Source organism: Kitasatospora sp. NPDC057198, from assembly GCF_042670125.1.
Taxonomy (GTDB): domain Bacteria; phylum Actinomycetota; class Actinomycetes; order Streptomycetales; family Streptomycetaceae; genus Kitasatospora.
In genome coordinates this window covers 1-21064 of sequence record NZ_JBHUWH010000026.1, presented here as the reverse complement: position 1 = coordinate 21064, position 21064 = coordinate 1, and the positions used below count along the sequence as shown (strand labels likewise).

Sequence of the window (21064 nt, the reverse complement as noted above, 5' to 3'; positions counted from 1 at the left end):
GAGCCGGGGCCGGGTTGAGTGGCCCGGCTCGGCGGCCGCTCGGTTCAGGCGACGCAGAACTCGTTGCCCTCGGGGTCGCGCATCACCCACCAGTGGCCGGCCGGCCCCTGGTCCTGCTCCTCGACGCGGGTGGCCCCGAGCTTCTCCAACCGCTCCACCACGGCGTCGAGTTCACCGTCGGAGTGGACGTCGATGTGCAGCCGGTTCTTGCCCTGCTTGGGCTCGGGGACGCTCTGGAACAGGATCCGGCGGCCCTTGCCGACGCCGCTGGCCGGGTCGTACGGGTCCTCGGGGTGGCGGACGGCCGAGTAGCCGCGGAACAGCTTGCGGCCGTCCCGTTCGAGCACGGCCGCGGCGGGGAGGTGCCCGGCGGCGAGCAGCGAGTCGATCAGGGCGGTCGGGTCCTCGACCTCGTAGCCGAGGGCGGCGCCCCAGAACTCGGCGAGGGCGGGGGCGTCGGTGCTGTCGACTACCAGCTTCCAGGAGAGCGTCATGCCAAGGGATTCAATCGCACGTCAGATCGAGCGGCAACGATCCCCGGGCGGTCCGGCGCGTCGGTCCGGTCAGTGCACGGTGCCCGCGTCCGGGGCGAGGGTGCCCGCGGTGACCAGGGCGATGATGGTGATGCCGAGCAGGATCCGGTAGACCACGAACGGCGTGAAGCTGTTGTGCGAGATGTACTTCAGGAACCAGGCGATCGCCGCGTAGCCGACCGCGAAGGCGATCAGGGTGGCCAGGACCGTCGGACCCCAGTCGGGCGCCGGGCCGTCGCCGATCTTGAGCAGCTCCAGGCCGCCGGAGGCCAGCACCGCGGGGATGGCGAGCAGGAAGGAGTAGCGGGCGGCCGCCTCCCGGCTGTAGCCGAGGAACAGGCCGGCGCTGATCGTGCCGCCGGAGCGGGAGACGCCCGGGATCAGCGCCAGCGACTGGGCGCCGCCGTAGATCAGCGCGTGCTTGAAGGTCAGCGAGCTGATCGGACGGGCGTTGCGGACGGCGCGGGAGCGGTCGGCCACCGCCAGGACCACGCCGAACACGATCAGCGTGGTGCCGATCAGCCGCAGGTCGCGCAGGGTGGTCTCGATGGTGTCCTGGAACAGCTTGCCGAGGATGCCGATCGGCAGCGTGCCGATGATCACGTACCAGCCGAGCTTCGCGTTCTGGTCGCGCCGCCACTCGGGGCGGAATAGCGAGAGCGTCCACGCCTTGACGATCGCGCTGATGTCGCGCCGGAAGTAGATCAGCACGGCGCTCTCGGTGCCCAGCTGCGTCACCGCGGTGAACGCCGCGCCGGGGTCGTCCCAGCCGGCCAGGGCGGAGAACACCCGCAGGTGGGCGCTGGAGGAGACCGGCAGGAACTCGGTCAGCCCCTGCACCAGGCCGAGCACGGCGGCGTGGAACCACTCGGTCACCGGACACCCGCCGTGGATGTCTCTCGGAGGCTCAGCATGGCGGTTTCCTGTTCGTTCGTGGGTGGTCCGGCGGCCGGGCGCGGTCCGGTGCGGGCAGATGATAAGGGGTCCGGATGTACTGAAAATCGCAAAGGTGCAATGCGGGACGGACCGGACCATTCGCACCGGCGGGCCTCGGAACGTGGACGCCGCCCGTTCGGCGCGGCTCAGCCGGTGGGCCGCGCCGCCCACTCCGCGCGGCTCAGCCCGTAGACCACGTCGCCCTGCTCGCTGCCCGGGATCGGGTCCGGCCAGTCGAAGCGGAACGTCCGCACGTGGCGCAGCCCGCACCGCTCCAGGACGCGCCGGGAGGCCGTGTTCACGGTCATCGTGGTGGCCACCACCCGCTCGGCCCGCAGCTCCCCGAGCGCGGCGCCGACCAGCGCGCGCACCGCCTCGGTGGCGTACCCCCGGCCCCGGGCGGCGGGCAGCAGCCGGTAGCCCAGCTCCAGGCCGTCCGCCTCCTCCAGGCCGACCGAGGCGGGCGGGCGCAGCGCCGCCCAGCCCAGGAAGCGCCCGTCCGCCTCCAGCGCCCAGCAGCCCAGCCCGTCCGGCAGTTCGGCGTACTCGCGCAGCAGGCCGGGCAGCAGCTCGTCCGCGACCCGGGCGGGCGGGATGGGGCGGCCGTCGTCGATGTACCGCATCACCTCCGGGTCGCCGCACAGGGCGGTGACGGCGGGCAGGTCGGCGGGGGTGAAGCGACGCAGGGCGAGCCGCTCGGTGCGCAGGCGGAGGGTGGTCACCGGGCGAGCAGAGCACCGCCGGCGGGGGAGCGGCAAGCGCTTTTCCGGTGGGGAGGGTGGAGTGGGGAATGCGGGTGGCGGTCACTCTGTTGGTCTGTTTCGTTCAGTCTGTTGTACGGTCGAACCGTTCCGCCTCACCATCGGGGAAGTGTCATGCTCGCTCTGCTGCTCGCCCTCGGCAGCTCCCTCGCCTACGGCTGCGCCGACTTCCTCGGCGGCCTCGGCGCCCGCCGCGCGCACGTGCTGCGCACCGTGCTGGTCGCCGCGCCCGCCAGCCTGGCCGTCGAACTGCTGCTCTGGCCGCTGCTCGGCGCCCGGTTCGAGGCCGGGGCGGTGGGCTGGGGCGCGGCCTCCGGAGTGGCCTCGGCGGCGGCGTTCGCCCTGCTCTACCGGACGCTGGCGATCGGCCCGATGAACGTGCTCTCGCCGGTGACGGCGCTGGTCTCGGCGATGCTGCCGGTCCTGGTCGGCCTGCTGCAGGGCGAGCGGCTGGGCGCCGCCGGGCTGCTCGGCCTGCCGCTGGCGCTGTTCGCGGTGGTGCTGGTCAGCGCCGGGCCGGGCGGCGGCCGGGCCGGGGTGAGCCGCCACGCGCTGCTGCTGGCGCTGGGCGCGGGCGGCGCGATCGCCGTCCAACTGGTCTGCCTGCACCAGGCCCCGTCCGGCAGCGGCGTCGCCCCGCTGATCGTCGGCCGCGCCGTCACCTCCGCGCTCACCCTGGGCGCCGCCGTGCTGTGGCGCCGGCGGCTCGGCCCCGAGCGCCCCGGCTACGCCCTGGCGGCCGCCGCCGGGGTGCTCGACTCGCTGGCCGGGGTGCTGTTCCTGCTCGCCGCCCGCAGCGGCGACCTGGCCGTGGTCGCGGTGATCACCGCGCTCTACCCGGCCGGCACCGTGCTGCTGGCCCGCGCCGTCCTGGCCGAACGCATCCACCGCGGCCAACTGGCCGGCCTCGGCACGGCCGCCCTCGCGGTCGGCCTGCTGGCCCTGACCTGACCCCTCCGGAGACCCGTGATGACCCTTCCCCACCTGCACCCCGACGTCGCCGCGGCCTTCCCCGCCGCCCGGATCGCCGTCCTCACCGCCCACGGCGTCCGCGCCGACCGGCCCTGGCCCGCCACCGAGGCCGCGCTCGCCCGGCTGGAAACCCTTGCGGCGCAAGGCGGTTGGCGCCCCGCCGACGAGCACGACCCGCGGATCGCCGCCTGGCACACCGCCTACCGCGCCTTCGGCAGCAACCCGCGCCGCGTCCGCCCCAGCGTGGACGCGCTCGGCCGCCGCCTCGCCAAGCAGGGCGCGCTGCCCCGGATCAACCCCGCCGTCGACTCGTACAACGCCGTCTCCGTCCGGCACGCCCGCCCGGCCGGGGCGTTCGACCTGGCGGCGGTCGACGGCCGGATCGAGATCCGGTTCGCCGACGGCACCGAGGAGTTCACCCCGCTCGGCGCGCCCGGCACCGTCGAGCACCCCAGGCCCGGCGAGGTGGTCTACGCCGACGCGGCGGGCGTCCTCACCCGGCACTGGAACCACCGCGACGCCCACCGCACCCGCGTCACCGAACGGGCGACGGACGTGCTGTTCGTGCTGGAGGCCATGGACGGCATGGACGGCATGGACGGCGCGGAACTCGCCGGGCCCGCCGAGGAGTTGCGCGAGCTGCTGGCACCGCACAGCGAGCAGGTCGCGGTGCGGTACCTCGGCTGAGGCGTCAGCCGGAAGCGGGGCGGGGGCGGGCGACCAGCCGGTCCGTCACCGCCCGTCGGACGGCCTCGGCGACGCAGGCGCGGACGGGGGCGTTGCCGAGCGTCCGCCGGGTGGCCCCTTCGAGGTCGAGCCGGTCGAGCTTGACCGAGACGACGGCCGTCAGCCCGGCGGGCGGGTCGGGGCGGCCGAGTGCGGCGGCCAGGCCGTCGTGGAAGCCCGCCAGGTGGGCACCGCCGTCCGTGGGGCGGCTGTTGGCGTAGCAGTGGACGCCGCCGCCACCGGTCCAGGAGAGGGCGAGCTCGAGGGTGCCGTGCATCCGCTCGTCGGTGGTGCGGAGGGTGAGGGTGTCGGCGGGGTCGCCGCCGAGGCGGGTGGTGAAGTCGACCGGGCCGGCCGGGTGGTGGAGGCGCTCGGTGCGCGGCGGGGTGGTGCGCTCGTCGGTCAGGGTGATGTCCAACTCGCGGTTGAGCAGGGCGAGTTCGCGCAGGTGCTCGACCAGGGTGGGGTAGTCGAAGGCGACGGTCTCGAAGATCTCCGGATCCGGGTGGAAGGTGATCGCGGTGCCGTCCGCCAGGTCCTCCCCGGCGGACGGGACGATCCGCTCGCCGCGGGCGTACTCCTGGCGGGCCGGCACGCCGTCGCGGCGCTCCTCCGCGACCAGCCGGGCCGAGAGCGCGTTGACCACGGCCGGGAGGGTGCCGCCCCAGGCGATGCGCCGCCGGTCCTCGTGGCCGGCGGGCCAGCCCGCCGGCAGCGTGGTCAACACCTGGGCCAGGTCGTACGGGTGGACGCCGTCGTGGGCCACCCGCACCCCGCCGTCGGCCGTCAGCGCGACCTCGACGCGGGTCGCCCGTCCGGACAGCACCTCGTTCGCGGCCGACTCGACCGTCTCGCACACCATGTGGTGCAGCCCGCGCTCGTCGACCGATCCGATGTACATGCCGGGCCGCTTGCGCACCGACTCCGGCCACTCCAGGACCACGATCGCGCCGGCGTCGTACGCGCTCACCGGCCCGCTCCCGCCAACTCGGCGGCGCGCTCGGGGTGTTCGGCCAGCCAGGCTTCCACCGCGTGCTGCACGGCCTCGGCGGTGCAGGCGTGGACGGGATGGTTGCCGAGCGTCTCGCGGATGCAGCCCCGGTAGTCGGGGTCGTCCAGCTTGACCGAGACGACCGCGGTCAGTTCGCCGAACAGGGTGCGCAGGGCGTGCCGGCCGAGGCGGGGGAGCAGGGCGGCCCGCAGGCCGGCCCGGAAGCCGGTGAGGTGGGTGCCGTCGCTGGTGCGGAGGCTGTTGGCGTAGCAGTGGACGCCGCCGCGGCCCGTCCAGGAGAGGGCGATGTCCAGGGTGCCGCCCATCCGGTCGTCCTCGGCCTCGACGGTGAGGGTGTCGGCGGGGTCGCCGCCGAGGCGGGTGGTGAAGTCGACCAGGCCGGCCAGGTGGTGGAAGCGCTCGGTGCGCGGCGGGGCGGCGCGCTCGTCGACCAGGGTGAAATCCAACTCCCGGTTGAGCAGGGCGAGTTCGCGAAGCTGGTCGGCCAGGGTGGAGTAGTCGAAGGCGACCGTCTCGAAGATCTCCGGATCCGGGTGGAAGGTGATCGTCGTGCCGGTGCGGTCGGTGGCGCCGGTCTCGGTGGGCGGGGTGAGCAACTCGCCGCGGGCGTAGGTGTGGTGGACGGCCAGGCCGTCGCGGTGCTCCACCGCCTCCAGGCGGACGGAGAGCGCGCTGACGACGAAGAGGCCGGTGCCGAAGCGGGTGAGGTGGACCCGGAGGCCGGTCTGGCGCGGGGGCGTCCAGAAGCGGGTCAGCTGTTCCGGCAGGTTGTCGTCCGGGCGGCCGTCGTGGCTGATCCGGGCGCCGCCGTCGGCGGTCAGCGTGACCTCGATCCGGCTCGCCCGGCCCTGCAGGACGGCGTCCGCCGCCGGGTCCAGCGCCTCGTACAGCAGGTGGTGCAGGCCGCGTGCGCCGGTCGAGCCGATGTACATCCCGGGCCGCCTCCGGACGGCGGCCGCCCCCTCCAGTACCTGGATGTGCGCAGCGTTGTATTCGGTCATCACGTGTCCCCTCCGACGTGGTCCGCAGTGCCGCCAACCCTAGGGGAAATTCGGAAAAACACCAGGTCAGGGGCTATGTGCCGAGGGGCTGTGCGGCCCGCGGCGGGGGGTGGCGCGGCCGGGTGACCGCCACGCACCGGGAGGTGGGGGCCGGGGGCGCGGCGGTGCGGCGGAGGGCCGGGAAGGGGCCTTTCCGGGCGGGCGGCGGGGCGGGAGTTCCAGGAATTTTCCGGGGGCGTGACGGGGCGTCGGGAGGATCAGGCGAACGCCTCGACCCGGACGCCCGCGGAGGCCAGCGCGCCCCGTACCCGCCAGGCGAGTTGGGCGGCGCCGGGGGTGTCGCCGTGCACGCACAGCGAGCGGGCCCGGACGGTGATCGGCTCGCCGCCGACGGCGGTGACGGTGGCGTCCCGGGCGATGCCGACGGCGCGGGCGATCACCGCCTCCGGGTCGTGCACCACGGCGCCCGGCTCGCGGCGCGGGACGAGGGTGCCCGTCCAGGTGTAGGCGCGGTCGGCGAACGCCTCGGTGACCACCGGCAGTCCGACGCCCTCGGCCACCGCCAGCAGCCGGGAGCCGGGCAGGCCCAGCAGCGGCAGCGGCCCGTCGCAGACCGCCCCGGCCCGCAGCACGCCCGAGACCACCGCCTCCGCCTGCTCGTTGTCGTGCACCACCCGGTTGTAGAGCGCGCCGTGCGGCTTGACGTAGGAGACCCGGGAGCCGGCCGCGCGGGCGAACACCTGGAGCGCGCCGATCTGGTAGGCGATCTCGTCGGCCAGCTCGTCCGGCGGGACGTCCATGGCGCGGCGGCCGAACCCGGCCAGGTCGCGGTAGGAGACCTGGGCGCCGATCCGCACCCCGCGCTCGGCGGCCAGCGAGCAGACCCGGCGCATCGTGGACGGGTCCCCGGCGTGGAAGCCGCAGGCGACGTTGGCGCTGGTGACCACCGAGAGCAGGGCTTCGTCGTCGGTCAGGGTCCAGCGTCCGAAGCCCTCGCCGAGGTCCGCATTGAGATCGATCACCGCGTCGGCCACTTTTCTCCTCGTCCGCCCTTCCGCGCGCGGGCCGATCCGGGCCCGGGGTCCGCTCCTGGGGGTGATCGTAGGGCCTGATCGTTTCGCTCGGGGCGGCGGTCGCGGCCCCGGGCGGCAGGTTTTGCCCGTCGGCCCGCGCGGCGGCGTCGGCACGTCCACCCGCTCGGCGCAACACCCGTCGGGGGGAGCGGCGGGCGGCGGGGGTTGACGGGTGGGCGGTCGGCGGGGGAGCGGTGGGCGGCGAGGGCTGAGGGGTGGGCGGTCGATGGGGGGAGCGGTGGGCGGCGAGGGCGGGCGGGCGGGTGCCGGGGCGGGCGGGGTCAGCCGCGCGGCCAGGGGCGGCCCTGGATCCGTTCGATGTCGCGGTTGAAGCGCTCCAGCACCTCGGCGAAGTCCGCCAGGTCCTCGGACGTCCAGTCGGTGACCACCCGGGACAGGCCCTGGATCGACCAGTCGCGGTCCTGGCGCAGGCGGCGCAGGCCCTCCTCGGTGATCCGCAGCTTGCGGGCGACCCCGCCGTCCGGGTCCGGGATCCGGTCGACCAGGCCGGCCCGCAGCATCGCGGCGGTCTGCCGGTTGACGGTGGAGGTGTCCAGTCCGAACGCCTCGGCGAGCTGGCCGATCGTCAGCGGGCCCTCGGTCTCGATCCGGCTGAGCAGGGTGTACGCACTGCGCTCCAGGGCGTCGGGGCCGCCGTTGGTACGGGCGGTGGCGAGCACCTGGTGACGGGCGAGCAGCATCATTTCCCGTTCGATCAGGGCGAGTTCCTTGTCGCGCCGCATGCTCCTCCGTCCCGTGCGTCACTTTTCGGCAGCATAACCCGCCAAGGCGTCATATGTATGGTACACATTGTGTGCATCATGCATATCTAGTCGAAGAGATGGAAGTACCCCATGAGTCAGGCACGCACCGGCCCCATCGTCGGAGTGCTCGCCGGCGCGGGCATCGTGGTCTCGCTGATGCAGACCCTGGTCGTCCCGCTGATCCCGGACCTGCCGAAGCTGCTCCACACCACGGCCGCCAACGCGTCCTGGGCGATCACCGCGACCCTGCTGGCCGGCGCCGTCGCCACCCCGGTGCTCGGCCGACTCGGCGACATGTACGGCAAGCGCCGCATCCTGCTCGCCAGCCTCACCATGCTCGTCATCGGCTCGCTGATCTGCGGCTTCAGCAACTCGCTCGCCCCGATGGTGATCGGCCGCGCCCTGCAGGGCGTCGGCGCCGGCGTCATCCCGCTGGGCATCAGCATCATGCGCGACGAACTGCCGCCGCAGAAGCTCGGCTCCTCGATGGCCCTGATGAGCTCCTCGCTCGGCATCGGCGGCGCGTTCGGCCTGCCGCTCTCCGCCGTCATCGCCCAGAACGCCAGCTGGCACGCGCTGTTCTGGATCTCCGCCGCACTCGGCGCGGTGATCGCCGCCGCCGTGTTCTTCCTCGTCCCCGAGTCCCCCGTGCGCTCCGGCGGCCGCTTCGACGTCGTCGGCGCGATCGGACTCACCATCGGACTGGTCGCCCTGCTGCTCACCATCTCCAAGGGCAGCGACTGGGGCTGGGGCTCCGGCACCACCCTCGGCACGCTGGCCGTCGCCGTCGTGGTCCTCCCGGTCTGGGGCTGGTGGGAACTGCGCACCCAGCAGCCGCTGGTCGACCTGCGCACCAGCGCCCGCCGCCAGGTGCTGATGACCAACCTGGCCTCCGTGGTGATCGGCTTCGCGATGTACGCGATGAGCCTGGTCTCCCCGCAGCTGCTCCAGATGCCCACCGCCACCGGCTACGGCCTCGGCCAGTCGATGGTCGCCGCCGGCCTCTGGATGGCCCCCGCCGGCCTGGTCATGATGCTGCTCTCGCCGATCTCCGCCAAGCTCTCCCGGGCCAAGGGCCCCAAGGTCTCGCTGCTGGTCGGCGCCGTCATCATCACCGCCGGCTACCTCTCCGCGCTCGCCCTGATGGGCCACGCCTGGGGCGTGCTGGTCTTCTCCTGCCTGATCAGCGGCGGCATCGCGTTCGCCTACGCGGCCATGCCCGCCCTGATCATGGGGGCCGTCCCGGTCTCCGAGACCGCCGCCGCCAACGGACTCAACACCCTGATGCGCTCCATCGGCACCTCCAGCTCCTCCGCCGTTATCGGCGTGGTGCTGGCCCACATGACCACCGACTTCCACGGCCACGTCCTGCCGTCGGAGAGCGGTTTCCGCACCGCCTTCATGATCGGCGCGGGCGCCGCCGTGGCAGCCGCCCTGGTCACCCTCGCCATCCCGGGCGTCCGCCGCGCGATCACCGGCGGCGGCGCCGATGCCGGGGGTGCCGGGGGCGTCGGGGGCCAGGCCGGTTCGAAGGACGGTACGGCGCAGGCCGCCACCGCCGAGGGCGCGACCGCGAAGTAGCCGCCCCGTTCAGCCCCAGGTGGGCCGTCCATCCCCGCGGGGACGGGCGGCCCACCGCGCTTTCCGGGGCCCTTCGGGCGTCCGGCCTCCAGACCTCCAGACCTCCAGACCTCCAGACCTCCGGCCTTTCCGGGAGGTTCGTCCATGCGCAGACGAACGGCAGGCGGGGTAGCGGGAAAGAGTTCATCTATGCGTAGACGAACCGCTCGCGGTGGGTTCCGGCAGGGAGCTCGTCCGTGCGGGGAGGAACTGCCCACCGTGGCTTTCGTGCAGGTCGCGGCAGTAGGGTGCGCGGATGGCGACCCATGAGCGAGAGATCACCGGCCCTGCGGACCTGTGCCGTTCCGACGGGTGGCTCAACCGGGATGCTGTCGGCTGGTCGCGTACTCCGCTGCACCGTGGCAACCTGCGTGGCTGGGGGCGTACCAAGCGCTGGGAGTACTGGTGCGTCACCACGCCCACCCACCTGCTCGCGCTCACCGTCAGCGACCTGGACTTCCTCACCCTCGACACCGTGTACTTCCTCTCCTGGGACGAGCACGGCGTCCTCGAGGACCACGAGCGCACCGCGATCGCCCCCGGCCTGCCGGGCCGCCGCACCGCCTTCCCCGAGGGCATCGCCGGCTCCGGCGGCCCGTACGGCGGCGACCTCACCGTCGGCCCCGAGCGGCCCGGCCGCCGGCAGGTCCGGGTCTCGATCGGCCACGAACCCGGCGGTACCCGGCTGCGGGCCCGCGCCCTGACCGCCGACCTGCGCCGCCTGGAGGTCGACCTGCTGGTCGCGCTGCCCGAGGGCCACGAGACCCTGTCGGTGGTCGTCCCGTGGGACGCCAAGCGCTTCCAGTACACCTCCAAGCACACCGCCCGCCCCGCCACCGGCACCGTCCGGCTCGGCGACCGCAGCTACGACTTCGGGGCGGACGGGGACGCCTGGGGCGTGCTCGACCACGGCCGGGGCCGCTGGCCGCGCTCGCTCGGCTGGAACTGGGGCGCCGCGTCCGGTCGCACCGACGGGCACACCGTCGGCCTCCAGTTCGGCGGGCAGTGGACGGTCGGCACCGGCAGCACCGAGAACGCGCTGTGCGTGGACGGCCGCCTCACCAAGATCGGCGCCGAACTCGACTGGAGCTACGACCCCGCCGACCCGCTCGCCCCCTGGCGGATCACCACCCCGGACAGCGACCAGGTCGACCTCGCCTTCGTCCCCTTCCACGACCGCCGCACCCGCACCGAGGCCGGCCTGATCGCCAACCGCACCGACCAGTGCTTCGGCCACTACCGCGGCACGATCCGCACCGACGACGGCCTGCGCGTCGCGGTGGACGGCCTGCTGGGCTGGGCCGAGGACGTCCGGATGCGCTGGTGACGGCCCCCGCCGGGCCTCCCACGTGCCCCGCGCACGGACCCGGCCCCGACCTGGCCGCGCTGGTCGGCCGCCGGCTGACCGGCGTGGTCGCGTCCTGGTACTCCTACGAGGGCGAGCGCGCCGCCGACCCCGTGGTGGTCTGGCTGCGCGACGACCGCGGCGGCTGCACCTTCGTCGGCACCGGCAGCGACTGGTGCCTGATCGTCGCCGACGACCAGCCGCACCCCGACGTCGACCTGGGCGAGTGGGGCCGCCTCGACGTCCGCGACGCCCCGCACGACACCCCCTTCGCCCCGCACCTCGGCCACCCCGTCCTGGCCGCCCGCCAGGAGCACACCCCGGGCACCGGCCGCACCGCCCTCGAACTCGACTTCCCGGGCGGCACCGTCCGCTGCGAGTCCTGGGACGGCGACCTGCGACTGACCGCGACCGGAGACCCGCGATGACCGAACTCCCCGACCACCGACCCTTCGCGGCGGAGATCCTGCTGGCGGCCGTGGACTGGCCGTTGCTGGAGGTCCCGCACCCGACGGAGCGGCTGGACGCGGCGCTGTTGGCCCGGATGACCGACCCCGACCCGGCGGAGGGGGTTCGGGCCCTCGACCGGGTGTTCCACCTGGTCGACCACCAGAACACCATCTACCAGGCGACGCCGTGGGTGGCCCGCTACCTGGCCGCGATCCTCGGCGAGTTCGCGGAGCCGCCGGTGCGGCTGCTGGAGTGGCTGGGGGAGATGGCGTACGACGCGGACGACTCCTGCATGGCGGCCATGCGGTGGGCGACGGGCGACGACGACTACCCGCCGATGCGGGAGTTCCGCGCCCTGCGGCCCGAACTGTTCGCCGCCGTCCGCCCGTTCCTCACCGACGCGGACCAAGACGTCCGGGAGGCCGCCCTGGTGGCGGCGTTCCTGCTGTCCGAGCATCCCGACCTGGCCGGGTACCGCCCCGAACTGGCCGGGCACGCCGAGCGCCTGCTCGCCACCTCCACCGACCGCCGCCGCCGGGACTGGGCCCTCGACGCCCTGCGCGGCTGGGGCCGGGACACCGCCGCGCTGGAGACCGCCGAGGACCGCGCGGCCGAGGAACGCCGCGCCCGGCTGCGGGCCGAGCGGGAGCTGGGCGACGGCGAGTGGGCCGGGTGGGGCGGCGGGCACACCGCGGAGCCGCCGTTCTGACCTGTCCGCCCCCATCGGTAGCGTCGCCCACATGGACGACACCGAACTCCCCGACCACCGCGCCCTGCTGGCGGCCGTCGACTGGCCCGCGCTGGAGGTCCCGCATCCCACGGACAGGCTGGACGCGGCGCTGCTGGCCCGGATGACCGACCCCGACCCGGCGGAGCGGTCCCGGGCCCTCGACCGGGTGTTCGACCTGGTCGACCACCAGGAGACCGTTTACGGGGCGACCCCGTGGGTGGCCCGCTACGTGGCGGCGGTCCTGTGGGATCCGGACGTCCTCGCGGGGCCGCCGTCCTACCGGGCCGGGCTGCTGCGGCAGATCGCGCGGATGGCGGACGACGCGGAGGAGGCCCGGGTGGCGGCCGCGTTCTGGGGGACGGCGGAGGACGAGGAGCACCCGCCGCTGCGGGAGTTCTGGGCGCTGCGCCCCGAACTGTTCGCCGCCGTCCGCCCGTTCCTCGCCGATGCGCATCCCGACGTCCGGGCGGCCGCCCTGTTCGCCGCGCTCCCGCTGTCCGAGCACCCGGGCCTGGCCGGGTACCGCCCCGAGCTGGCCGGCCACGCCGAGCGCTTCCTCGCCGCCTCCACCGACCGCTACCGCCGCGGCCGGGTCCTCGGCGTCCTGCGCCGCTGGGGGCGGGACACCGCCGGGCTGGAGACCGCCGAGGACCGGGCGGCCCGGGAGGAGAACCTCCGCCAGCTGGCCGACTTCAAAGCCAGGGGGTACATCGTGCCCTCGCTCGGACCTGTCCGGGAGGAGGGGTAGCGTCCTGCGGCATGGACGACACCGAGCTGGATGCGTTGACCCTCGCCTGTGCCGGCGTGCTGCCCTACCCGGGGGAGTGGCGGCGGGCGCCGTACGAGGTGTGGGAGGTGGACGGGGCGCGGTACCGGCTGATCGCCGTCGACCCCGGGGTGAGCGCGATCGGGGTGCGGGTCGACGGCGGGCCGGTGGTGGTGCTGCCGGAGGAGGAGGGCGAGCCGCGGGTGCTGAACTCCGGGCCGCGGCAGCTGCTCGCCTTCCTGGAGCTGTACCGGGCGGCCGCCGAGGAGGCCGAGCGGTACGAGGCGGGCGAGGAGCTGGACGAGGCGCTGGCCGCGGCGGAGGAGCTGACGGACGCGCTGCTGGCCCGGTTCGCGGCGGTGGACCCGGCGGCGGTGGCGGACGAGAACGCGTACTGGTGCATCGCCGCCGAGGAGCTGGGCTACGCGATGGACAGCTGAACCCCCTGCGGCGGGGGTGCTCAGGGGCAGGGCGCGGTGCGGGCGAAGTCGTGGTGGGCGGTGACGGCCTGCTGCCACTCCAGGGCGCGGATCAGGCGGTGGACGATCAGCAGCGGGACGACGCCGACGACGCCGAAGGACATGTCGACGCACTGCCAGAACAGGGGTATGCCGCGCAGCGGGCCGCAGATCAGGGCGAGCGGGATGACGCCGCCGCAGGCGAGCATCGCCCAGCGGACCACCCAGACGTTGCGGACCGGGTCGCGCAGCGGGCCCCAGAAGGCGGCGGCGATCACCAGGTGGGCGAAGGCGAGCCAGTCGGTGCCGTAGGCGAGGAAGGGGTGCCGGCCGTAGCCGTCGGCGACGCCGTCGCGGACGCGGTGCACCCAGTCGGCGAGGGCGGGGAAGAGGCCGTCCAGGCCGGTGGCGTCGACCAGGCGGGCCAGCAGCGAGGTCTCGGTCTGCAGGGGGAAGGCGGTCAGCCCGCTGAGGGCCAGGCAGACGATGAACAGGAGCAGCCAGCGCCGGATGCGGCGGCGGACGTGCGCGGTGTCGGCGGTGGGCGCGGAGGCCGGTCCGGCGGTGGTGGAACCGGCCGGGACGGTGGCGATGTCGGACATGGGGAACCCCCCTCATGACGCGGGTGCCGGAGGCGGCACGCGGTGTCGCGAGAAGGACTCTAGACCCGAATTTGAACGCGTTCAACACGCGGGAACAGGGCTCTCATAAGGGACTTTTCGGACCTGTCAGGGGAAAGCCCTAATCTTGTCCCCCGTGACCGCCATCGCAGACCAGCCCACCCGGCCCGCCCCCGGCCCGGCCGCCGACGAGGGGCTCGCCCGCCGGCTCAAGGCGCTGGCGTGCACCGCCCCGCTGCACGACCTGGACAGCCGCAAGGTCAACCTGGCCGGCGAGTACGCCTCGTACACCATGGCCGAGATCGGCCTCGCCGCGATCGACCTGGTCACGCTCAACATGGACTTCGACACCGGCGCCGACCGGGACATAGTGCTGGGCCGCCTGCTCCCCCGGATCGCCGCCCAGAACCCGCGGCGGGCCGTCGCCGAGCACGAGCGGGTCGCCCGCTGGGTGCTGGAGTCGCTGATCAACGTCGGCAGCGTCGACCGCGGCTTCCGCGCCGTCTACGGCACCTTCGGCCCGGACGGCGAGTACACCCGCCGCGACTACGACTTCAAGCTGATCGAGGAGGTCCCCGGCCAGGACGGCGGGGTCTACCTGCGCACCACCGACGAGGCCGTCAACGTGCTGGTCGGCGCCCTCGACACCGACGTCACCAGCGCCCAGATCGCCGCCGAGGTCAAGCTGGAGGTGCTGATCCGGCGCGGCCGCCTCGCCGACGCCCAGCTCGCCGCCGAACAGGCCCGCTACCGCACCGTCCAGTACGCCGAGACGCTGCGCCGCGCCCTGGAGGCCACCCGGCGCAACGTCCGCGCGGTCGACTGGATGGAGACCGTCCCCGACCTGATCGACGAGGCGCTCGACCACATCGCCGACCGGTACCGGCACGAGAACGCGATCCTCACCAACATCCGCAAGGCCCGCGACGAGAGCGTCGACGGCGAGCACAAGCGCCGCGCCGCCGAGCTCGTCGACATCGTCAAGGACTGCATCCGCCGCCACACCCAGCTGCAGACCCGCCTGCTGGAGGCCGGCCCGCTGTTCCGCGCCGAACAGGACCGGCAGGCGTTCGCCGCGCCCACCGCCCGCAGCGGCATCGACCTGTACGGGCAGCTGCTCGCCCCCGTGCTCACCCTGCCGCTCGCCGACGCCACCCGGCCCACCGACGCCTTCTTCGCCCGCGCCACCGGCCTGCGCACCCCCGTCTCGGTCCGGGTCACCGACCTGGTCGACCTGCTGCTCACCCCGCCCGTCGAACGCGAGCACCTCGGCGCCGAGCTCCCCGAACCCGACCTGGTCGCCACCCCCGACGACAGCCGCTTCTCCGAGGCCCAGCTGGAAGCCGCCCTCGACCTGCTCGACCTGCCCGCCGACGCCCCCCGCCGGCTCTCCGGCCTGCTCGCCGACGCCCGCCGCCGGGCCCGCGACCTCGACGACGAGGAGGACCGGGACGGCGGCGAACTCGCCTACCTGGTCGCCCTGCTGGCCGTGCACGCGGCCAGCCCGCCGGTCGGCACCGCCTACCGGCAGGGCGAGGAGCGGCTGCTGTTCGCCGTCGACGACGGCACCCGGCTGGACGACCCCGGCTTCGGCGGCGCCGACCTGATCGTCGGCAGCGCCCTGCTGGACGCCGCGGGCATGGCCGCCGACCGCAAGGACGCCAAGGGCACCGGGGCGGCCGGGTGACCCGTCCTCGTACCGCCCGCACCACCTGCCGCACCCGTACCGCCCGCAGCACTTGCACCGCCCGCACCGCCCGGACCGAAGGAGCCCTCGGATGACCACCACCAGCGAGGCGTGGACACCGCCCGAGAGCGAACCGGCCGCCCCCGCCGGCCCCGCGCCGATCAGCCCGGCGGACGTCGCCGAGGCCGCCCGGCTGGTCTCCTTCGGCCTGCAGGCCAAGCTGCTGCCCGCCCGGGACGCCGAGTACGGCGAACTGGTGCGCCGCTACCGGGAGGACCCGCCGTTCGGCCGGCTCGCCGACGCCGTCGCCACCGGCATGGGCCTGGTCGTGCTGGAGGTCTCCGCCCGGGCCGGGATGGCGGTGGCCGCCGCCGAGGACTCGGTGTTCGCCGTCCGGATGGGCGACTACTCGCGGCGCGCCGCCTCCGAGTCCACCGACCGCTTCCTGCACGGCCTGGCGCACCTCGCGGTCGCCGCGCTCGCCTTCCCCCGCCCCGAGGACCTCGCCGACGACGGCTACCTCGGCCGGGTCACCGTCAACGGCGTGGACGCCTTCGTCCGGCAGGCGTGCCGCCGCCTGGAGGAGCGCGCCGAGGCCGAGGGCGCCAACACCGACCCGGCCAGCGACGCCCCCGGCCTGGAGGCCGCCTGGCGGGTCTGGGCCCGCCGCTCCGCGACCGGCGCCACCAAGGACGCCCGCCGGCTGTCCGGCTCCACCACCGGCATCGTCTCCAAGGCGGTGTCCTTCCTGGTCGACTCCGGCTTCCTGCAGAAGACCTCCGACGACTCCGGCGGCACCTACCGCACCACCGCCCGCTACCAGCTCCAGGTCCGCGACCTGGCCGGCAGCGCCGCGATGGCCGAACTCCTCGACCTGGGCGTCGTCCCGGTCAGCGACGGCACCCCCACCCTGGCCCCGCCCGACGAGAGCGACGAACTGGTGGCCGACGCCGGCCTGCCGTTCCACGCCCTCTGACCCGCCCACGTCACCGCCGCAACCGCTCCAGGAGAACCACCGCACATGTACGAGCTGAACCGGGTCCGCCTGTACTCGATCGGACCGGCCGGCGCCCGCTACGCCGACACGGTGCTCGACCTGCGCGGAGTCGGCGAGCCCGTCCCCGAGCCGCAGCCCCAGCAGATCGGCCTGTTCGGCGAGGAGCCCGAGGGCCCGCAGCGCCGCCCCGCGCCCGCCGGCGTGCTGTTCCTGGAGAACGGCGGCGGCAAGTCCGTCCTGCTCAAGCTGATCTTCTCGGTGATGCTGCCCGGCCACCGCAACACCCTCGGCGGCGCCTCCTCCGGCGTGCTGCGCAAGTTCCTGCTCGCCGACGACTGCGGCCACGTCGCCCTGGAGTGGCAGCACACCGTCACCGGCGAACTCATCGTGGTCGGCAAGGTCAGCGAGTGGCGCGGCCGCCAGGTCTCCTCCGACCCGCGCAAGTTCGCCGAACTCTGGTACTCCTTCCGGCCCGGCCCCGGCCTCACCCTGGACGGCCTGCCGGTCGCCGAACGCCCCGCCCTCACCGGCGACCAGCAGGCCCGCGGCCGCCGCCGCACCATGAAGGGCTTCCGCGACGCCCTCACCGAGGCCGGCAAGGCCCAGCCCCACCTCGACGTCACCTTCGAGGAGATCCACGACCGCTGGATCGAGCACCTCGGCGCCCTCGGCCTCGACCCCGAACTCTTCCGCTACCAGCGCGAGATGAACGCCGACGAGGGCGAGGCGGCCGGCCTGTTCGCCGTCCGCAACGACGCCGACTTCACCGACCTGCTGCTGCGCGCCGTCACCGACACCCGGGACACCGACGGCCTTGCCGACCTCGTCCACGGCTTCGCCGCCAAGCTCGGCCGCCGCGCCGAACTCACCGCCGAACGCGACTTCACCGCCGGCTCGGTCGACCTGCTGCAGCGCATCGTCGACGCCACCGCCGCCCGCGAGACCGTCCGCGAGGGCCACCGCGCCGCCGACCGCCGCACCCGCAGGCTCGCGCTGTCGCTCACCGCCCGCTCCGCCGTCGAGCGCGACCGCGTCCACGACCTGGCCGTCGAGGTCGCCGCCGCCGCGAGCGCCGTCACCGCCGCCGAGACCGACCGCACCCGGCACTCGCTGATCGTCTCCGAACTCACCTACCGGCACGCCACCCTGGGCCTGGAGGCGGCCACCGCCGGAGCCGCCCGGCTGCGCCGCGAACTCACCGACGCCCGCGCCCAGTACGCCGCCTGGCAGGCCGCCGAGGCCGTCCTGCGGCACCGCGCCGCCGCCGACCGGGCCGGACGCGTCGCCGCCGCCATCCGGGAGGCCGAACTCGACGCCGCCCCCGCCCTCGCCGCCCGCGACCGCGCCGCCGGCGCCCTCGCCCGCGCCCTGGAGAGCGCCGCCGCGAACGCCGAGACCCGCGCCGACCAGGAGGAACTGCGGGCCGGCGAGCTCCAGGAGGACGGCGCCACCGCCCAGTCCGAGGCCACCGCCGCCGCCACCGCCGCCCAGAAGGCCCGCTCCGAGGCCGAGCACCTGCGCCAGCGCCTCGCCGAGGTCGAGCAGGAGACCGCCGCCGCCGTCGCGGCCGGCTGGATCGACGACTCCGGCGCCGAACCCGACCCGGCTCGCGCCGCCCTGCAGGCCGCCGACGCCGGCGCCGCCGCCGCCGAGGCCCTCGACCGGGCCCGCACCGCCGCCGAGCAGAGCGCCGTCCGGGCCCGCGAGAGCGCCGCCGCCGAGGCCCGCGCCGAACTCGCCGCCGCCCGCGCCGCCGACGCCCGCACCGCCGCCGAACGCGCGCTGGCCGCCGAACAGCGCACCGCCGCCCAGCTCGCCGCCGAACCCCGGCTCGCCGAACTGCTCTCCCTGACGCCCTACCAGGACGGCGCCGAGGAGTCCGAGGGCTTCCTCACCCCGCGCGGCCTCGACGCCAGTGCCGAAGACCTGCGCGAACTGCTCGACCAGTCCGTCGCCACCGCCGAACGCACCCTGTTCGACCTGCGCACCGCCGCCGCCGACGACTCCCGGATCCTCGCCGCCCTCGGTGACGGCGGCCTGCTGCCGCCCGGCCCCGACGTCCTCGCCACCGTCGAGCACCTCGGCGAACAGGGCATCCCCGCCCTCCCCGGCTGGCGCTACCTCGCCCAGTCCGTCGACCCCGCCGACCACGACGCCATCCTCGCCGCCCGCCCCGAACTCGTCGACGGCGTCGTGGTCACCGACCCCGCCTCGCTGGAGCGGGCCCGCGAGGCCCTGGCCGCCGCCGCCCTGCTGCCGCGCTCCACCGTCGCCGTCGGCACCGCCGCCGCGCTGATCGCCCCCATCGAGGGCGAGCCCGCGTACTTCCTGGTGCCGCCGAACCCGGCCATGCACAACGAGACCGCCGCCGACGACGAGCGCCGCGAACTGCGCACCCGCGCCACCGCCCGCGAGGAGCACATCCGCGAACTCGCCGCCCGGCTCGGCGGCGACCGCGCCCTCGCCGCCCGGCTCGCCTCCTGGCACGCCGCCTGCCCGCCCGGCACCCTCGCCGAACTCGCCGAGAACGCCGCCGCGGCCGCCCTGCACGCCGAGACCACCGCCGCCGAACTCGCCACCCTGCGCGCCGACCGCGCCGAGGCCGACGCCGAGCACCAGGCCGCCGCCGCCCGCCACGAGGAGTGCCGGGAGGCCGCCCAGCGCGCCCGCCGCCGCGCCGACGCCCTCGAAGGACTCGCCTTCCGGCTGCTCGAACGCGCCAACTGGTCGCGCCGGCTGCGCGAACTCGCCGACGACGCCGCCGAGTGCGAGCGCCGCCAGGCCCAGTGCGCCGAACGCGCCCGCACCTGCGACGAGGACCGCCGCGCCGCCCAGCGCGCCGCCGACGACGCCCGCCGCACCGCCCGCACCCTGCGCGGCGAACGCGCCGAGATCGCCGCCGTCGGCGCCAACCCCGAGCCGGAGGCCGCCGCCCCCGCCTCGCTGCCCGCCCTGCGCGAGGCGTACCGGGCCGCCGCCCAGCTCTACGAGAAGGTCGGCGTCGGCGCCGACCTGCGCGCCGAACAGGCCCGCGCCGAGAGCGACGAGACCGCCGCCGCCGCCGAACTCGAGCGGCTCAGCAACAAGGTCAAGGCCCGCGCCGAGGAACTCCTCGCCAGCCCCGACGGCGCCGACGGCCCCGCCCGGCAGGCCGCCGCCGCCCGCGCCGAGGAACTCGTCACCCTCATCGAGGCCCGCTCCGGCGCCGCCTCCGAGGAGGTCGGCCGGCTGCGCGGCGACGCCGAACGCTCCGCGCCGGCGGGCGGCGAGGCGCACACCGAACTCCCCGAGGACCTGCTCCCCGCCGACCCCGAGCACGCCCAGGCCCTGCTGCGCACCGCCACCGCGCTGCTCGCCGAACGCCGCGAACGCGTCGACGCCGCCCGTACCGAACACGGCGACCTGCAAAGGACGTTGGACCAGGCGCAGGCCGCCGCCACCGACTTCGAGGAACTCGCCGGACAGCTCCGCGACGCGCTGCGCGACAACGGCGAGGAGACCGACCCCGAAGCCGACGCCTACCTCGGCTCGCTGGCCGCCGCCCGCGCCGCCGTCACCGACACCCGGCGCGCCATGCGCACCGCCGCCACCGAGCTCACCGGCGCCGAACTCGCCGTCCGCGACGCCGCCGACGCCCTCGTCCGGCACGCCAACGCCGCCCGCTACGAGGCCGTCCGCACCCCCGCCCGGCAGCAGATCCGCGAACTGCCCGCCGCCGCGCTGCCCGACCACGCCGCCGCCTGGGCCGCCGCGTTCGCCCCCCGGCTGCGCGTCCTCACCGACGAGCTCGCCCAGCTGGAGCGCAACCGCTCCTCCATCGTCGACCGGCTGCGCGGCCTGGTCGAGACCTCGCTCGGCACCCTGCGCGCCGCCCAGCGGCTCTCCCGGCTCCCCGAGGGCCTCGGCGAGTGGTCGGGCCAGGAGTTCCTGCGGATCCGCTTCGAGGACCCGGACCACGCCGTCCTGGTCGAACGCCTCGGCGAGGTCATCGACGAGGCCACCCGCTCCGCCGTCAAGAAGAACTCCGACCTGCGCCGCGACGGCATGTCCCTGCTGCTGCGCGGCGTCGCCGCCGCGATCGGCCCCCGGGGCGTCTCGGTCGAGATCCTCAAGCCGGACGCGGTGCTGCGCGCCGAACGCGTCTCGGTCGGCCAGATGTCGGACGTCTTCTCCGGCGGCCAGCTGCTCACCGCCGCCATCGCGCTGTACTGCACGATGGCCGCGCTGCGCGCCAACGACCGCGGCCAGTCCCAGCTGCGGCACGCCGGCACGCTGTTCCTGGACAACCCGATCGGCCGCGCCAACGCGACCTACCTGCTGGAGCTCCAGCGCGCCGTCGCCGACGCGCTCGGCGTCCAGCTCATCTACACCACCGGCCTGTTCGACACCACCGCGCTGGCCGAGTTCCCGCTGGTCATCCGGCTGCGCAACGACGCCGACCTGCGGGCCGGCCTGAAGTACATCTCGGTCGAGGAGCACCTGCGCCCCGGCCTGCCGGCCCCGCAGGACCCGGACGGGCCGGCCGTCCACGGGCAGATCACCGCGACGCGGGTGTTCCGCAAGCCCGAGTAGCCGGACGCACGGCGGGGCCGCGGTACCGGATGGTCCTCCGG

At 75.2% G+C, this 21064-nt stretch carries 19 protein-coding genes; 11 read left to right on the top strand and 8 right to left on the bottom strand.

Going from position 1 to position 21064, the window contains the following annotated elements; genetic code table 11:
• Positions 1 to 44 precede the first annotated feature (44 nt).
• The 3 genes from ACFUEL_RS05435 to ACFUEL_RS05425 form a co-directional block, all read right to left on the bottom strand.
• A complete protein-coding gene (locus ACFUEL_RS05435; protein ID WP_380234677.1) occupies positions 45 to 494 on the bottom strand; it encodes a VOC family protein in 450 nt (149 codons plus the stop codon).
• Positions 495 to 563: 69 nt separating this feature from the next.
• The gene (locus ACFUEL_RS05430; RefSeq protein WP_380234676.1) at positions 564 to 1409 is read right to left on the bottom strand and encodes an undecaprenyl-diphosphate phosphatase; all 846 of its coding nucleotides are present in this window, start codon (positions 1407 to 1409) and stop codon (positions 564 to 566) included.
• A gap of 206 nt (positions 1410 to 1615) precedes the next feature.
• Entirely contained in the window at positions 1616 to 2191 is a 576-nt protein-coding gene (locus ACFUEL_RS05425) for a GNAT family N-acetyltransferase (RefSeq protein ID WP_380234675.1), read from the bottom strand.
• A gap of 153 nt (positions 2192 to 2344) precedes the next feature.
• Here ACFUEL_RS05425 and ACFUEL_RS05420 point away from each other — a divergent pair, with 153 nt between their 5' ends.
• Together ACFUEL_RS05420 and ACFUEL_RS05415 are read left to right on the top strand one after the other, a co-directional pair.
• Positions 2345 to 3181, top strand: a complete 837-nt coding sequence (locus ACFUEL_RS05420) for an EamA family transporter (protein WP_380234674.1) — start codon at positions 2345 to 2347, stop codon at positions 3179 to 3181.
• Between the two features lie 18 nt (positions 3182 to 3199).
• Positions 3200 to 3889 carry a B3/4 domain-containing protein gene (locus ACFUEL_RS05415; RefSeq protein WP_380234673.1) on the top strand — a complete coding sequence of 230 codons (690 nt, stop codon included), beginning with the start codon at positions 3200 to 3202 and terminating at the stop codon, positions 3887 to 3889.
• A 4-nt stretch (positions 3890 to 3893) separates the two neighbouring features.
• Here ACFUEL_RS05415 and ACFUEL_RS05410 read toward each other — a convergent pair whose 3' ends face one another.
• From ACFUEL_RS05410 to ACFUEL_RS05395, 4 genes are all read right to left on the bottom strand, one after another.
• The gene (locus ACFUEL_RS05410; RefSeq protein WP_380234672.1) at positions 3894 to 4898 is read right to left on the bottom strand and encodes a DNA gyrase subunit B; all 1005 of its coding nucleotides are present in this window, start codon (positions 4896 to 4898) and stop codon (positions 3894 to 3896) included.
• Complete coding sequence (locus tag ACFUEL_RS05405; RefSeq protein WP_380234671.1) at positions 4895 to 5941, bottom strand: DNA gyrase subunit B; 1047 nt, start codon at positions 5939 to 5941, stop codon at positions 4895 to 4897. Before ACFUEL_RS05405 ends, ACFUEL_RS05410 begins: the two co-directional genes overlap by 4 nt.
• Before the next feature lie 257 nt (positions 5942 to 6198).
• Entirely contained in the window at positions 6199 to 6963 is a 765-nt protein-coding gene (locus tag ACFUEL_RS05400; protein ID WP_380234670.1) for a LamB/YcsF family protein, read from the bottom strand.
• Positions 6964 to 7295: 332 nt separating this feature from the next.
• Positions 7296 to 7757 carry a MarR family winged helix-turn-helix transcriptional regulator gene (locus ACFUEL_RS05395; protein WP_380234668.1) on the bottom strand — a complete coding sequence of 154 codons (462 nt, stop codon included), beginning with the start codon at positions 7755 to 7757 and terminating at the stop codon, positions 7296 to 7298.
• 111 nt (positions 7758 to 7868) lie between these two features.
• Between ACFUEL_RS05395 and ACFUEL_RS05390 the strand changes: the two genes are divergently transcribed.
• The 6 genes from ACFUEL_RS05390 to ACFUEL_RS05365 all read left to right on the top strand — a co-directional run bounded on the left by ACFUEL_RS05390 (position 7869) and on the right by ACFUEL_RS05365 (position 13129).
• On the top strand, positions 7869 to 9359 hold the full coding sequence (locus ACFUEL_RS05390; RefSeq protein WP_380234667.1) for an MFS transporter: 1491 nt from the start codon (positions 7869 to 7871) through the stop codon (positions 9357 to 9359).
• Between the two features lie 295 nt (positions 9360 to 9654).
• A complete protein-coding gene (locus ACFUEL_RS05385; RefSeq protein ID WP_380234666.1) occupies positions 9655 to 10725 on the top strand; it encodes a DUF2804 domain-containing protein in 1071 nt (356 codons plus the stop codon).
• Complete coding sequence (locus ACFUEL_RS05380; RefSeq protein ID WP_380234664.1) at positions 10722 to 11171, top strand: hypothetical protein; 450 nt, start codon at positions 10722 to 10724, stop codon at positions 11169 to 11171. Before ACFUEL_RS05385 ends, ACFUEL_RS05380 begins: the two co-directional genes overlap by 4 nt.
• Complete coding sequence (locus ACFUEL_RS05375) at positions 11168 to 11902, top strand: hypothetical protein (RefSeq protein WP_380234663.1); 735 nt, start codon at positions 11168 to 11170, stop codon at positions 11900 to 11902. The genes ACFUEL_RS05380 and ACFUEL_RS05375 overlap by 4 nt, the downstream gene beginning before the upstream one ends.
• 31 nt (positions 11903 to 11933) lie before the next feature.
• Complete coding sequence (locus ACFUEL_RS05370) at positions 11934 to 12671, top strand: hypothetical protein (protein ID WP_380234662.1); 738 nt, start codon at positions 11934 to 11936, stop codon at positions 12669 to 12671.
• Positions 12672 to 12682: 11 nt separating this feature from the next.
• On the top strand, positions 12683 to 13129 hold the full coding sequence (locus ACFUEL_RS05365; protein ID WP_380234661.1) for an SUKH-4 family immunity protein: 447 nt from the start codon (positions 12683 to 12685) through the stop codon (positions 13127 to 13129).
• 20 nt (positions 13130 to 13149) lie between these two features.
• Here the strand turns inward: ACFUEL_RS05365 and ACFUEL_RS05360 are convergent, their stop codons facing one another.
• On the bottom strand, positions 13150 to 13749 hold the full coding sequence (locus tag ACFUEL_RS05360) for a hypothetical protein (RefSeq protein ID WP_380234660.1): 600 nt from the start codon (positions 13747 to 13749) through the stop codon (positions 13150 to 13152).
• 154 nt (positions 13750 to 13903) lie between these two features.
• On the opposite strand from ACFUEL_RS05360, the gene ACFUEL_RS05355 reads away from it, so the two are divergent.
• From ACFUEL_RS05355 to ACFUEL_RS05345, 3 genes are all read left to right on the top strand, one after another.
• A complete protein-coding gene (locus ACFUEL_RS05355) occupies positions 13904 to 15454 on the top strand; it encodes a hypothetical protein (RefSeq protein ID WP_380234659.1) in 1551 nt (516 codons plus the stop codon).
• A 91-nt stretch (positions 15455 to 15545) separates the two neighbouring features.
• Positions 15546 to 16430 (top strand): hypothetical protein, encoded by an 885-nt coding sequence (locus ACFUEL_RS05350; protein WP_380234658.1) that lies wholly within the window; start codon positions 15546 to 15548, stop codon positions 16428 to 16430.
• Positions 16431 to 16475: 45 nt separating this feature from the next.
• Positions 16476 to 21023 (top strand): hypothetical protein, encoded by a 4548-nt coding sequence (locus tag ACFUEL_RS05345; protein WP_380234657.1) that lies wholly within the window; start codon positions 16476 to 16478, stop codon positions 21021 to 21023.
• The last annotated feature ends 41 nt before the right edge of the window (positions 21024 to 21064 follow it).